We start from the raw sequence: 14,253 nt of genomic DNA, 5'->3' as shown, positions 1-14,253 counted from the left end.
GCTGGGGACTACAAAACGGAATTTACCTAAAAAACACCTGTTTTGAATACAAAAAATACCAATTTTTAAATAAAAACTTACAGAAATGATTGTTAAAATGATGTAATTAACAATTAATTAACTTTTATCGTCATTCAACCCTGCAAGTTGGGTTAAGATATAAAATAAAAAAGCCTCACAACATTGTGAGGCTTTTTTTTAGACTTAATCTGGAAGGATTACTTCTTGATGAATGTTTTTACGATGGTTTCTTGACCATTGTTCAATTCGAAGAAATAAATTCCTTTAGTCAGTGTGCTTACATTAATTTCTCCACCTGATGTTTTTCCGTTTTGAAGTTCAAATCCAAAAGAGTTATAGATTTTATAAGAACCACTTTTGTTTTCTTTGATTGAAATGCTTAAAACGTCAGTTGCCGGATTTGGATACAATACAAACGCTTCATTTGTAGTTTCGGTACTCGCAACTTTAGCAGCGCTGGTTTTAGCAGTTGATCCTGAATAAGCAGCTCCAACACCTACTGCATAAAATGCATTTGTAGTCGCTATCACCTCAGGAGAACCTGCTCCATAAAGGTCAGTTGCAGCTTGTATTCCGAATGTTCGTGCATTTGCATAGGTTGAGTTAGCAGACAAATAAACGCTTTCTAAACGATACGTAATTTTAGCCGCTTTATCAATTCCAATGCCCGTAATGCTATACGAGCTTCCTTTGTCGTTTGTTCCAGTTTTACCTTGAGTCAGGATATAAAACCAATGGTTTAAAACTCCGCTGTTTGTGTGAACGCCACAATAGTCATTTCTAGAACTTGGTCTACATTTTGTTTGGCTGATCCAATTTGTTCCGCCATAAGTATCCGGTTGTCCTTCACTTTTAGGATTGCTCATAGAACGTAAAGCTAAATGTCCTGATCTTCTTTCGATGTCTTCTCCAATTAACCAAAGTTGTTTGTTTGGTGCAGCATAATATTCGATACAAGCTCCCCAAATATCAGAGAATGCTTCATTCATTGCACCAGATTCTTGTTGGTATGCTAAGTTTGCAGTGTTCGTACAAACTGCATGTCCTATTTCGTGTCCGGCTACATCTATTGAGGTTAAGATGTCAAAACCACCTGTTCCAGAACCGTCACCATACGTCATTACACTTCCGTTCCAATAAGCATTGTTATAATTGCTACTGTAATGAACATAGCTTTTTATGGCTGCTCCAGCATTATTATAACTGTTTCTTCCGTGAACAGCCGAAAAATAGTCATACGTCTTTTCAGCTCCCCAATGTGCGTCTAACGCTCCATTATCTTTGTTTACATTATTGAATTCAGCTGCCGTCCAGTTATTGTCTACATCTGTAAAATTTACGGCTGCCGTATAGCTGGTTCCTTTTTTCATATTGTAGGTCATAACTCCATTACCACGTGTGGCATCTGCTAATATGTATGATGCTCCGCTCAATGTTGTTTGGATTGATTGGGAACCACTATAGCGAGTGTCAGCATTGGCAATTACAAATGACGTTGCGGCATTGTTTTCAGATTTTTTATTTACGGAATTATGCTTTCCACCATTGCTAAATTCATCCAGATGTTTGATGGTTGCATTGTAAAATAAAGTAGTACCAGTTATTGCATCAATATAGACGTCACCGCGGCTTATCGGATTTGTGGCATAAATGTCAAATTTGTAAGCTAAGCGAATTTGTTCTATTTTTTTACCTTTAGAATCTTCATCCAAAAGAGGAAGTAAGACTAATTCGCCAGTAGGTTTTTGATAGTCATTAATCTTTGCTTCTGCTGGAGATTCCCAAAGGTAGGTAGCTGCTCCAATTTGTTTTAAAGCACTGTTTAAAGCTTGTTGTTTTGATAAAACCGGACGCGTGTTTACGTTTTCTAATTGATAAAACTCTCCGCTCATGGATTCTAATTTTCCAGATTTTGAGTGCAAGGTGTACGTAGAGAATTCAACTTTTATTCCTTGGTGAAACAATTGAAATTTTTCATGAGAAAACCCTAGTTTGTCAGTTTCTGATTTAGTTTTTGCGAAACTGGAATTGTCTTTTAATTCTAATTGCTCTCTGAATGCCTTTTCAGAATCGGTGTTTTTGTACGTTGACTTTTCGTTAAAAACAATTAGTGAAGGTTTTCCTCTTTCGTCAGTAAATTTTTCTTTTACATTTTTAGTTGCGTCTTGAGCATTTGTTTCTAAAGCAAAAAAAGAAACGGAGGCAAAAAGCGCAATTTTTCCAAGTAATTTTGTTTTCATTTAATAGGGTGTTTTGGTTAGTTAAACAATGAATCAAATTTAACAAAAAAACAATATAATGTTAGTTTTATGTTAAATTAATTGATTTTTATTTGTTGTGAAATATAAAACCTGTCAAAATAGATGTTTTTATAAGAGGCAAGAAAATGTAAAATTAATGTCAAAAAAAAATGCATCCCTTTATAGGATGCATTTTCTATAGTCGATTTTGAACCGAAAATGTTAGTCGATAATCATTTCCGGAATTTCACCTTCAATAATTAAATCAGCTTCAGTAGAAGCGACGATATGTTCTACGGTTACACCAGGTGCGCGCTCCAATAGTTTGAAACCTTGCGGTGTTATTTCCATTACGGCCAGTTCAGTAACCACTTTTTTAACGCAACCTACACCCGTTAATGGCAAGGTACATTTTTTAAGTATTTTAGATTCTCCAGCTTTGTTTACATGCATCATGGCTACAATAATATTCTCGGCAGAAGCCACTAAATCCATTGCGCCACCCATTCCTTTGACCATTTTACCTGGGATTTTCCAGTTGGCAATATCACCGTTTTCGGCAACTTCCATAGCGCCAAGGATTGTTAAGTCAACATGTTGTCCACGAATCATTCCAAAACTGAATGCGGAGTCAAAGAAACTTGCTCCGGGCAAAGTAGTGATGGTTTGTTTTCCTGCGTTGATTAAATCAGCATCTTCATCGCCTTCAAAAGGAAATGGACCCATACCTAGAATTCCGTTTTCACTTTGAAATTCAACGTCAATTCCTTCGGGGATATAATTAGCCACTAATGTTGGAATTCCGATTCCGAGATTCACGTAATAGTTGTGTTTTAACTCTTTTGCAATGCGTTTTGCGATTTGATTTTTATCTAAAGCCATAATTAGAAAATTTTTCTCACGGTTCTTTGTTCAATTCTTTTTTCATATTTCCCACCTTGAAAAATTCTATTTACAAGTATACCTGGAATATGAATTTCATTTGGATCTAAACTTCCTGCAGGCAATAATTCTTCTACTTCGGCGATGGTTATTTTTGCCGCTCCAGCCATACAAGGGTTGAAGTTTCTTGCGGTTCCTTTGAAAATTAAGTTTCCGGCTTCGTCACCTTTCCACGCTTTTACGATGGCAAAATCAGCTTTGAAAGCGTGTTCCATAACATGCATTTTTCCATTGAATTCGCGAACTTCCTTCCCTTCAGCTACTTCAGTTCCATAACCGGCTGGTGTGAAAAAAGCAGGAATTCCTGCTTGTGCCGCACGACAACGTTCTGCTAAAGTTCCTTGAGGAATAAGATCCACTTCAAGTTCTCCAGAAAGCATTTGGCGTTCAAATTCAACATTTTCACCTACGTAAGAAGAGATCATTTTTTTGATTTGACGCTTTTGCAAAAGCAATCCAAGACCAAAATCATCAACACCTGCATTGTTTGAAATACAAGTTAAATCCGTAGTTTCTTTTTTTACTAATTCGGCGATGGAATTTTCTGGGATACCACATAATCCGAAACCGCCAAGCATAATAGTCATCCCGTTTTCAATTCCTTGAAGGGCATCCTGAACGTTGTTTACTTTTTTGTTAATCATAAAAATGAGTTGCTATTTGTCGAATTTTATTTAAAGAAGAATCAAATCTGTTTACAATACTAAGAACAACAGAATTTAATTTTGAGAACCAAAGCCCTAGCCCAGATAAAAGCGACATCCTTTCTGGTCCTGATTTTTTTTCAGGACCAGAAAGATATAGCGGTTAGCTGGATTAGCTCCAGATGAAAATTTTACAATTCAAATTCTTCGGTATCTTGTTCTACGGCCGTCGTGTCTATTACCTTTTTAGGAACGTAACAGTCTACTTTTATAGAAAGATTTGCAGGTCTTTCAAAGCCTTCCTTAGAAACTTTAAGAGCAGGATCAGCATAACAAAGTTTCATGAAATAACCCCAAACCGGCAATGCGGCTGTGGCTCCCTGACCATAAGTGATGCTTTTGAAACGTGCCGAACGATCCTCACAACCTACCCAAACTCCAGTTACAAGATTAGGAACCATTCCCATGAACCAACCATCGGATTGGTTTTGAGTAGTACCTGTTTTTCCTGCAATAGGGTTTCTAAACGAATACGGATAACCCGTCCAGCGGTTGTCTCCATTACCACCGCCAGTGGTGCGCAAACGGTCTCCAGAACCACCTTCGGTTACACCTTCCAGTAATTTGATAACTGCATAAGCGATGTCTTTGTTTAAAACATCATGCGATTCAGGTATTGGTTCGTAGATGATAACGCCACTTTTATCTTCAATTTTAGATATAAATTGAGGTTTCATATAAACGCCTTGATTGGCAAAAGTGCTGTAAGCGGCAACCATGTCTTCAACTGTAATTTCAACTGCTCCTAAGGCAATGGAAGGTTGGTTTACAATTTCGGATTTCACCCCTAATTTATGGGTTAAATCGATTACTGCTTCCGGACCAACTTTGTCAATTAATTTTGCTGATACTGTATTTATGGAATTCGCTAAACCTCTTTTTAAGGTAACCATCCCGCGGTATTTATTGTCGGAGTTTTTAGGTTCCCAATCTTCGGTAACATGATGGCGTCCTTTTCTGATTACGAATGGTCCATCAACAATCGAGTCACAAGGAGACATGTTCAATTGCTCAATAGCAGTGGCATAAACAAATGGTTTGAAAGTAGAACCTACTTGTCTGGCGCCTTGCCCTACGTGATCGTATTGAAAATATTTGTAGTTGATACCACCAACCCAAGCTTTTATATTACCGGTTTGTGGTTCCATTGCCATCAATCCGGATTGTAAAAAGTGTTTGTAATAACGGATAGAATCCAATGGCGTCATGATCGTATCTTTTTCTCCTTTCCAAGAAAAGACAGTCATTTTTGCTTTTTCGCTGAACGATTTTATAATTTCTTCATCGCTTTTATCCATTGATTTCATCACAGCCCATCGGTTAGATGATTTCATTGCTTGATTCAAAATTCGTTGTGTTTCTACCGAAGAAATATTAACAAAAGGAGCGTTTTTATTATCCTTGGACTGATTGAAAAACTCTTCTTGAAGGTTTGCCATGTGAGCAGTAACCGCTTCTTCAGCATGCAATTGCATTCTGGAATCAATCGTGGTATAAATTTTCAGACCGTCTTTGTAGATGTCATAATCAGAACCATCCGGTTTTTTATTTTCCTCGGCCCATTTCTTCATGTAATCGCGAAGATATTCTCTAAAATAAGTTGCCGTTCCGTCTTTATGAGTTTCTAATTTGAAATTTAATTTGATCGGTAAACTTTGAAGTCTTTCCTTCTCTTCTTTTGAAATGATTTTTCCTTTTTCCATTTGCAAAAGCACCACATTTCTACGGTTTTTTACCCCTTGCGGGTTTCTGATAGGATTGTATAAACCGGAATTTTTAAACATCCCAACTAATATTGCCGATTCACTGATGGTTAAATCCTTTGGCTCTTTGGAGAAATAGGTTTTTGCCGCTGAACTTACTCCAACAGAATTATTTCCAAAATCATACACATTACAATACATGGCAATGATTTCATTTTTAGTGTATTGTCTTTCTAATCGAATAGCGATAATCCATTCTTTTATTTTTTGTACAATTCTAAAAGGCAGGAATTTAGATCCTTCTCCGTGAAATAATTGTTTGGCTAATTGCTGTGTCAATGTACTTGCACCACCGCTGGTTCCTAAACTGGAAATAGCTCTTAAAGTTCCTCTTCCATCAATACCTGAATGCTCATAAAAACGGGCGTCTTCAGTGGCGATTAATGCTTGTACGAGGTTTTTTGGTAAGTCTGAATAGCGTAATTGAGACCTGTTTTTTTCGAAATACTTACCCAAAACCACTCCGTCAGCCGATATGATTTCGGTAGCTAAGTTAGAATCTGGATTTTCTAAATCTTCAAAAGAAGGCATCGAGCCGAAAAGTCCCCATGAAGCAAATAAGAAAAACAAACCGACAGCACCCATTCCATAAAAGAAGATTTTCCAAAATTTCTTTTTGTAGTAAGTGACGTCCTTATCAATGTTTTTTGTCTGATTGTTATTTTTTTTGATAGCCATAATACTATTTTATTCTTTTTTTTCTATTCTAAAACCTACCTCTGTAATTCCGTCTAAAGCTGTTACGCCAGGAACTTTGCCGTTTTCTCTAACAGCTTGTTTGATGTAGACTTTGTATTTTGATTTGAACCGCACATTTTCCTTGTAAAAGAGTTTGCTTTCTTTTATATCCGAAAAACCATCACCTAATAATGTTCCGTCCGGATCTGCCATTTGGTATTCAAGTGTGTCTACTTTTGTAAAACCATTTGGCAATTCCAATGCCACAATTAAAAACAGATTATTGTATTGATAATTGTTATTGGCTCTCAAATTCACAAATAAATTGTATCGTTTTGTTGAGTCTAATTCCGGTAAATTGAACGTTACAATGCTGTCTTTGTGCCACGCACTGCCAACAGATTTATATTCATCAAAAACTCTTTTTTTATCACATGAAGAAAAGAGAATCACCACTAAAAGAAGTAAAGCGCTATTTTTTATCCACATTTTTAGTAATAATTATAGGTTTTCTTGGTTCCGCAGGCTTTTTGTCATTTGGATTCTGACGGTTATTATTGTTATTGTTTGCGGGCTTGTTGTTATTTGCTACAATTGCATTTTCACCGGCCGGTTTGCGTTTTTTATGCTGTTTTTTCTTTGGTTTTGGCTGATCAAAACGAGTCAAACTTTCTTGACCCATTGCATTATTGAAGTTTTTCTCCGGTTCAGCAACAATCTCGATAGCATAATCTTCTAACGAAGAAACTTTGTTTTTTAGTTTGTTTTCGGCAACAATTTCTTTGACTTGTTCAATTTTCAGCACATGCCAATTAGCAAAATTATTGGTGTACGCAAACCACATCAATCCTTTGAAAATATCTTGTTTCTGGCAAATGGCATCTCCTTTTTCAGTCACCAATTTTGTTTCGAAATCCGGAAAATCTTTCAACGCATCCATGTACGTATCTAACTCATAGTTCAAGCAGCATTTCAATTTTCCGCATTGTCCAGCCAGTTTTTGTGGATTCAAAGACAGTTGTTGGTAACGTGCCGCTGAGGTGTTTACACTTCTAAAATCTGTCAACCAAGTAGAACAACACAATTCTCTTCCGCAAGAACCAATTCCGCCTAAACGAGCTGCTTCCTGACGGAAACCTACTTGTTTCATCTCGATACGAGTACTGAATTCTTTAGCGAAATCTTTAATCAACGCACGAAAGTCGATACGGTCATTTGCCGTATAATAAAATGTAGCTTTTGATCCGTCCCCTTGAAATTCAATATCCGAAATTTTCATTTCCAGTTTTTGAGCAATCGCCAGTTCACGTGCGCGAACCTTCATTGGCTCTTCACGATCTCTTGCAGTAGACCAAATATCAATGTCTTTTTGGGAGGCTTTTCTATAAATTTTTGGAATTTCATTACCCAAGTAATTCGCTCCTTTTTTCTTCATTTGAATTTTAACCAATTCTCCAGTCAAAGTAACAATTCCTATATCATGACCCGGAGAAGCAACAGTAGCAACGATATCGCCAATGCTTAACGTTAATTTCTCGGTATTGCGGTAAAATTCTTTTCTTCCATTTTTGAAACGTACTTCAACACAGTCAAAAGGTGCGTCGCCATTAGGCAAACTCATATTAGAAAGCCAATCGAATACCGTTAATTTATTGCAGCTATCGGTGCCGCAAGTCCCATTATTTTTACAACCCTTAGGTGCGCCACCATCAGAAGTTGAACAACTTGTACATGCCATAATCTTATATGTAGTGTTGCGACGAGCACAACTTAAGTTCTTAAAACGTTTAATGTGTAAAGATAGTATTTTTTAATTTTATGGAACAATGCCTATTTGCGCCAATAAATCATAAATTTTTAATAAAAAAACCCATTACAAATCAAATTGTAATGGGTTAATTTCATAGGATTTTATCCTAAATATTTAATCTATAATTTTGTATAGTTTATCAGATAATCGGATTCGGAATGGCAATTTGAATGTACAAGTGTCTCCAGAAACTGCTTTTTCTTGTGCTAAATCGTTAACAAGCATTTCTTCGATTACTACTTTTTGTTCTCCAGTTGTGGAACCTTTTATTAAAATGGTATCGCCAATTTTGATTTCGTTTTCTTCAATTAAAAACTGACCAATACTTGGTTTTGGAAAAAAATGCGTTCCTTTTCCGATATAGACTTTCTTAACTTTAGGTTCTTTTTTGATGGCAGTCCCGGCGCTTCGGGATGGTTTTTCTGCAACAAAAACACCGTGCGTTTCTTCGTTGTTTTTGAAAGTCAAAACGTCTGATTTTCCTTTTTTGAAAATCTTATTTCCGTTTTTAATTCCTCTTCGAATGGCTTTTTGTTCTTCTTCCGGCATGTGAATGACAGTTACACATTCAGCAGAACAGCAACCTTCCATTTTTTCCTTGCAAGAGTCACATTGGATAAAAAGTAAATGACAGCCTTCGTTCACGCAATTCGTATGCACGTCACAAGGTTCGCCACATTGATGGCATTGGGAAACAATATCGTCCGTGATTCTTTCGCCCAAGCGGTGATCAAATACAAAGTTTTTTCCAATGAATTTACTTTCTAATCCTTCGGCTTTTACCTGACGCGTGTATTCAATAATTCCGCCTTCCAGTTGGTACACGTTTTCAAAACCTTTGTGTTTGAAATAAGCACTGGCTTTCTCGCAACGAATTCCTCCGGTGCAATACATCAATAGTTTTTTGTCTTGTTTGTGTTCAGAAAGTTGCTCTTCGATAATGGGTAATGATTCTCGAAAAGTATCAACATCTGGTTTTATGGCTTTGGTAAAATGTCCAATTTCACTTTCGTAATGATTTCGCATATCGACCACAATGGTGTTTGGATCTTCCAAAAGTTCATTGAATTCCTTGGCTTTTAGGTGAATTCCAATATTCGTCACATCAAAAGTCTCATCAACCAAACCATCAGCCACAATCTTGTCGCGCACTTTTACCGTCAGTTTCAGGAACGAGTGATCGTCTTGTTCTACGGCAATATTCAAACGGATTCCTTTCATGAAATCATAGACTTCAATCGAATCTTTGAACGCATAGAAATTATCGGCAGGCAATGATAATTGGGCGTTAATTCCCTCACTGGCGACATAAATTCTGCCCAGAACTTCAAGAGAGTTCCATGCCAGAAATAATTCGTTACGAAATTGTGTTGGATTTGAGATTTGCGCATAAGCATAGAAAGACAGCGTAAGACGTTGTTTTCCGGCATCATCAATCATGATGGCTCTTTCCTCTGCGCTTAATGTGTTATACAGTTGCATGCTATAAACAGTTTTAAGTTGAGAAATATATTTTTTGCAAAAGTAAATAATTTAACCACAATGTTCACAAAGTTTATACATAAAAAAACCCTTTCAGAATTCTAAACTCTGAAAGGGTTAATACATTCTAAAATGTAAATTTTAGCAATACTCGTTGAAAGCGTCTTTTAAGTTTTCAGCAATTAGTTCTGCTGGGCGACCTTCAATGTGGTGACGCTCTAGCATGTGCACTAATTCTCCGTTTTTGAACAAAGCCATACTTGGTGATGATGGAGGAAAAGGGAACATGTGTTGTCTTGCAGCATCAACTGCATCTTTGTCAACTCCTGCAAAAACAGTGATTAAATGGTCTGGTTTTTTAGCGCCATCTAAACTCATTTTTGCTCCCGGACGTGCATTTCTAGCAGCACAACCACAAACCGAATTTACAACTACAAGCGTTGTTCCTTCTAATTTCATTGCGTTTTCTACCGCTTCAGCACTATGTAAATCTTGAAAACCTGCAGCTGTTAATTCCGCTTGCATTGGTTTTACCATTTCTTCTGGATACATATCTTTTTTATTTTAAATCAATAATAAATTCTAGTTGCAAAGTTACAAAGTTTACAATCAAGAATTGGAGTTCAATTATAAAGTTTTGTTATAGTTTGATTGTTATTTCATTGTTTTGAAACCAACATGAAACAGGGCTTTAATAAATAGCATTTTTGGACATTTTAAAATCACCTGAATGTCTTCAATAAAAGAGGTTTCCTCGTCTAAGAATTTAAAAATCAAACTTGGATTTCCTTTTTTGAACATCGAAGAAAAAATGTGGGAACCCAATTCGTTTTTTCGATCCAAAATGTCTAACAAAAGCAAATCGTAAAACCAGAATTTGGTTCTTTTATGAAATTTGGTGAAGTCGGTTTCCCTTTGCAGAAACGCAACTAATTCACTTGATTTTTTATCAGAATTTTTGAAAGTATAACCCGTACTGGCTTTCGTCCAACCACCGGAAGTCCCTATGTTTAGTACGTTTTTAGTATTCGATTTCCAAAAAGGATAACACGTCATAGGAATACTGCCTTGCTCTTTTTCGACGATTTCATAGTTCGTAATTCCAAGTTTTTCGATGTATTGCTGGATTTCGTTTTCGTATTCCTCAGTTTTTAAATGCTGGTGCGAGAACAAAGTGTATTCCAGTAAAGCTTCAGTTTTTGATGTGGGTAACACATACATAAAACGGGTGTTTCCTTTTTGTTCCACCGAAAAATCCATGAAAGTTGCTTGCTCGGAATTGAAAACAGGCTGCTCGCTTCTGATAAACCAACCAATAAAATGCTGTTGTAAAACAGGATATTTCGCCTGACTTTCTGCTTTGTGATTGTTGTAAATACTGTTGAATAATTTCGAGCAGGAAAAGGATTCACTTTCGGTTTGTACCAAAATTATAGTTTCGGATTCTTCAATTTCCAATACTTTGTGGGGAAGGAAAGTGATATTTTCTTGTTTCGAAAGCAAATCAAATACTTGAGTGTAAAAATCCAGTCCTTTCACCATATTGTAGTCGTACGGTTGCAAGTCTAAATCCCTGCGAAAGTTTTCATTGGCAAACAAAGCCGAGTCCCATTTCTTGGAAATAGATTTTTCCCAAACCGAATCGTTGGTTTTCCAAAAACACCACGTTCTGTCGTTGGTTTTTTTAGTATTTTCATCCAATAACAAAATACTTGTATTCTTAAATTTTCCGGATTGCACCATTTTGTACACGGTCATCAAAGCCGATAATCCTGCGCCGGTAAAAATATAATCGTAGTGTTTCATTTGAGAATTTGACATTTCCCCCAAAAATAGACAATTTTATTCTTTTAGTTTGGCTAAAATCAGCTTTAATTCTTTTGGTTTCAAGTACCCGCTGTGCTGAAAAACAATCTCGTTTTCACTGTTCAAAACACACAAAACAGGAAAGTTCAGTTGCTTATTTATTGTTCCTAATGCGATGGCCAGTTCGTGCGTTCCAGAGTTGTTTCCTGTGGGTTTGAATTGAAAAGTGGTTTTATTGAAAACTACCGCTCGTTTTTCTTCGGCATTGAAATCAACAAAATAAAAAGTGTTGTTGAGTTCCTTGATGATTTCCTCGTTTTTGAAAGTGGTGTTTTTCATCGCATGGCAAAATTGGCACCAATCGGTTTGAATGAAAACTATCGTTTTTCTCTTTTCGATACGTTGTAAACTGTCGATTTGTTCCAATGAAACCGGATGTAGCTGTGCGAATCCAGCAGGAATCACACAGCATAAAAGCAACAGTAAATAAAGATTCTTTTTCATTATTTTAAGGTATAACGAAGTCCGAAAAAGCTTCTGATTCCTTGGTTCGGTCCATAGACATAAGTCGTATCAAACGTTAATCCATAAGGGTTTTCAGGTGTTGCCAACACTTGTCCGTTCGTATCGTATGTTACATTTTTATCAAAAGGATCATTGGTTCTTGCAATTAAAAATGGGTTATTTTGTTTAGGCAAAAAGTTTAATAGGTTTTTAATTCCGGCATAGAATTCAAAGTTTTTCAAGCCAGAATAGGTGAATTGAATGTTTTGCAAACTGTACCATGGTGATTCCGGAGCGCGAGGATCTAAAGCGCTTAAAAGAGGCAATTGCATCGGGCTGTACACATTTCCGGTATAATCTACATTCAAATCAATAGCTTGAATTTTATACGAAACACTCCAAGTTGCTGTGAATTTCTCGGTTAGAAAAGGGGTTTCTTTTCGGCCATTTTCAACGTTTTTATTATCTAGCAAGGAAGCGCCAGTGATAATCTTTAATCCATTCGGAAAATTGAAATCGATGTTCGTACTGATTCCTTGGCTTATCGCATAACCGTTGATGTTGTCATAAATGATTTGATTTGGATCAGTATCATAATCCGACACAATTTTATTACTGAATCGGGTATGGAAAAAGGAAGTTTCAATTCCGATAAAAGTTCCATTGTCGAAATTTATTTTCTTGATATAATTCAAATTGGCATTTATGGATTGTTCAGGTTTCAGGTTATTGGCGATTACAATTTCACGAGCGCCAGTTAAAGCAGCATGATCTTCAGTAAATAAATTCACGACTCTAAAACCCGTTCCTGCATTCAAACGAATGATGTTGTTATCGTCCAATTTCCATTTATAAGCAATTCTGGGTGTTAAGATACTTCCGTGAAACGAGTTGTAATCGTAACGCATTCCCAGTAATAGCTTGTGTTTTTCAGTAAACGTGATTTCATCTTGAACAAAAATTCCCGGCAACCACGTTTTTTCTGGGTTGTTATTTCCCAGTTTTGAAGTTGCTGGCGTATTGTCATCGTAATAATTGTATCGGGTGGCAATTCCGGTAAGCAAATCATTTTTCCCTATTTTTTTATCCCAAGTCAATTGTAGAAAACCAATTTTTTGGTTGGCAATATAACTCGTTGTGCCATACCGACTGTCTTGAAAATGTACGTTTCCTGAAAAGGATAGCATTAGTTTTTCCTGAAAAGGCAATTGGTAACTTCCAATCAATTCTGCACGTTTGGTATAAATGCTTTCGCCATAGATTTCGTCTCCGCCACGGTGTTTTTTCTCCCAACGCACATCGCCACCAAAACGGTCTTCATAAACGCCACGCGCCGCAATGGTGAACAATCGATTTTCTTTTCTGTCGAAAGTCCATTTTTGAAAAAGGGAAATTCGGTCAGAAAGGGTAACATCAGTAAAATTATCGCCGTCGTTGTCTATTTTTTGATTGTATCTGAAATAATTTAAACCTAAAAGTGCGGTTGCTTTTTTACCAACATTGAGTTTTACTCCTAAATCAACATTGGTTTCCAACCAAGAAGTAGAAAACACATCAGCGGAAAATAGGGGAGCATTTGTTGGATTTTTAGTAATGATATTGATTAAACCACCCACGGCTTCACTCCCGTATAAAGAGGAAGCGGGACCTTTTACGATTTCAATTCGTTCCACCAGTGAGTTTGGAATTCCGGATAATCCATACACTGTGGATAAACTGCTCACTATGGGCATTCCGTCTATTAGAACCAAAGTATACGGACCTTCCAGTCCGTTGATGTGGATGTCGCCCGTATTACAAACACCACAATTAAGCTGTGGTCGGACTCCGTTTACATTCTGTAAGGCTTCATAAATACTGGCTGTTGGGTTTTTCTTAAAAAATATCGGGGAATAAACCTCGACTGGAACGGCACTTTCTAATCTTTTTACTGCTTTTAAAGTTCCCGAAACAACGACTTCATTGAGTTGGTTTTCGGTACTTGAAAGTTCAAAATCCAAAATGTTGTTCTCATTAATTTTGACCGTTATATTCTTTTTTAAAGTTTGAAAACCGCTTGCCGTAATCTGAATTCTGTAATTTCCTTCAGCAATATTTTCGATGCTGTAGTTTCCTAAACTATCCGTTTGGGTGGCGTATTTTGTTCCAATTAAAAAAACACGGGCATCCGAAACCCCTTTTTTCTCTGATGAAACAAATCCCGAAAGGCTTGTTTTTTCTTGGCTGTAGCCAAAGCTAAACATCAGAATAATGGACAATATATATAAATTTTTCACTGTACTTAAATTAAATTTAGGCAAAGC

11 protein-coding genes are annotated in these 14,253 nt (G+C 36.6%); all 11 read right to left on the bottom strand.

The annotated features are described in order from the left end of the window. Window positions 1-218: 218 nt before the first annotated feature. Window positions 219-2,261: a M4 family metallopeptidase gene (locus Q1W72_RS08335; RefSeq protein WP_158234585.1), complete on the bottom strand. Its 2,043-nt coding sequence runs from the start codon at window positions 2,259-2,261 to the stop codon at window positions 219-221. A gap of 222 nt (window positions 2,262-2,483) precedes the next feature. After that, the gene (locus Q1W72_RS08330; RefSeq protein WP_099713894.1) at window positions 2,484-3,143 is read right to left on the bottom strand and encodes a CoA transferase subunit B; all 660 of its coding nucleotides are present in this window, start codon (window positions 3,141-3,143) and stop codon (window positions 2,484-2,486) included. Between the two features lie 2 nt (window positions 3,144-3,145). Further along, complete coding sequence (locus Q1W72_RS08325) at window positions 3,146-3,847, bottom strand: CoA transferase subunit A (RefSeq protein ID WP_099713893.1); 702 nt, start codon at window positions 3,845-3,847, stop codon at window positions 3,146-3,148. Between the two features lie 191 nt (window positions 3,848-4,038). Then, complete coding sequence (locus Q1W72_RS08320) at window positions 4,039-6,348, bottom strand: penicillin-binding protein 1A (RefSeq protein ID WP_099713892.1); 2,310 nt, start codon at window positions 6,346-6,348, stop codon at window positions 4,039-4,041. Between the two features lie 9 nt (window positions 6,349-6,357). After that, on the bottom strand, window positions 6,358-6,837 hold the full coding sequence (locus Q1W72_RS08315) for a gliding motility lipoprotein GldH (protein WP_099713891.1): 480 nt from the start codon (window positions 6,835-6,837) through the stop codon (window positions 6,358-6,360). Continuing rightward, window positions 6,821-8,086: a regulatory iron-sulfur-containing complex subunit RicT gene (locus Q1W72_RS08310; RefSeq protein WP_099713890.1), complete on the bottom strand. Its 1,266-nt coding sequence runs from the start codon at window positions 8,084-8,086 to the stop codon at window positions 6,821-6,823. The genes Q1W72_RS08315 and Q1W72_RS08310 overlap by 17 nt, the downstream gene beginning before the upstream one ends. A 186-nt stretch (window positions 8,087-8,272) precedes the next feature. Further along, window positions 8,273-9,640, bottom strand: coding sequence for a rhodanese-related sulfurtransferase (locus Q1W72_RS08305; protein WP_099713889.1), 1,368 nt, complete (start codon window positions 9,638-9,640; stop codon window positions 8,273-8,275). 141 nt (window positions 9,641-9,781) lie between these two features. Further along, window positions 9,782-10,192, bottom strand: coding sequence for a BrxA/BrxB family bacilliredoxin (locus Q1W72_RS08300; protein WP_091172289.1), 411 nt, complete (start codon window positions 10,190-10,192; stop codon window positions 9,782-9,784). Between the two features lie 102 nt (window positions 10,193-10,294). Then, on the bottom strand, window positions 10,295-11,461 hold the full coding sequence (locus tag Q1W72_RS08295; RefSeq protein ID WP_233206851.1) for a lycopene cyclase family protein: 1,167 nt from the start codon (window positions 11,459-11,461) through the stop codon (window positions 10,295-10,297). Between the two features lie 21 nt (window positions 11,462-11,482). Beyond that, window positions 11,483-11,950, bottom strand: coding sequence for a thioredoxin family protein (locus Q1W72_RS08290; RefSeq protein ID WP_302137895.1), 468 nt, complete (start codon window positions 11,948-11,950; stop codon window positions 11,483-11,485). Further along, window positions 11,950-14,193, bottom strand: coding sequence for a TonB-dependent receptor (locus Q1W72_RS08285; protein ID WP_302137930.1), 2,244 nt, complete (start codon window positions 14,191-14,193; stop codon window positions 11,950-11,952). Before Q1W72_RS08285 ends, Q1W72_RS08290 begins: the two co-directional genes overlap by 1 nt. Between the last annotated feature and the right edge of the window lie 60 nt (window positions 14,194-14,253).

It is taken from the genome of Flavobacterium sp. ZE23DGlu08 (assembly GCF_030505335.1).
In the GTDB taxonomy this organism is placed as follows: Bacteria; Bacteroidota; Bacteroidia; order Flavobacteriales; family Flavobacteriaceae; genus Flavobacterium; species Flavobacterium algoritolerans.
The sequence above is the reverse complement of the archived record's forward strand: the minus strand, read 5'-3'. Positions and strand labels throughout refer to the sequence as shown.

Bases quoted from the DNA above. Each gene is read 5' to 3' on its own strand.
- Q1W72_RS08335 (WP_158234585.1), bottom strand. From the start codon at position 2,261: ATGAAAACAAAATTACTTGGAAAAATTGCGCTTTTTGCCTCCGTTTCT.
- Q1W72_RS08330 (WP_099713894.1), bottom strand. From the start codon at position 3,143: ATGGCTTTAGATAAAAATCAAATCGCAAAACGCATTGCAAAAGAGTTA.
- Q1W72_RS08325 (WP_099713893.1), bottom strand. From the start codon at position 3,847: ATGATTAACAAAAAAGTAAACAACGTTCAGGATGCCCTTCAAGGAATT.
- Q1W72_RS08320 (WP_099713892.1), bottom strand. From the start codon at position 6,348: ATGGCTATCAAAAAAAATAACAATCAGACAAAAAACATTGATAAGGAC.
- Q1W72_RS08315 (WP_099713891.1), bottom strand. From the start codon at position 6,837: ATGTGGATAAAAAATAGCGCTTTACTTCTTTTAGTGGTGATTCTCTTT.
- Q1W72_RS08310 (WP_099713890.1), bottom strand. From the start codon at position 8,086: ATGGCATGTACAAGTTGTTCAACTTCTGATGGTGGCGCACCTAAGGGT.
- Q1W72_RS08305 (WP_099713889.1), bottom strand. From the start codon at position 9,640: ATGCAACTGTATAACACATTAAGCGCAGAGGAAAGAGCCATCATGATT.
- Q1W72_RS08300 (WP_091172289.1), bottom strand. From the start codon at position 10,192: ATGTATCCAGAAGAAATGGTAAAACCAATGCAAGCGGAATTAACAGCT.
- Q1W72_RS08295 (WP_233206851.1), bottom strand. From the start codon at position 11,461: ATGTCAAATTCTCAAATGAAACACTACGATTATATTTTTACCGGCGCA.
- Q1W72_RS08290 (WP_302137895.1), bottom strand. From the start codon at position 11,950: ATGAAAAAGAATCTTTATTTACTGTTGCTTTTATGCTGTGTGATTCCT.
- Q1W72_RS08285 (WP_302137930.1), bottom strand. From the start codon at position 14,193: ATGTTTAGCTTTGGCTACAGCCAAGAAAAAACAAGCCTTTCGGGATTT.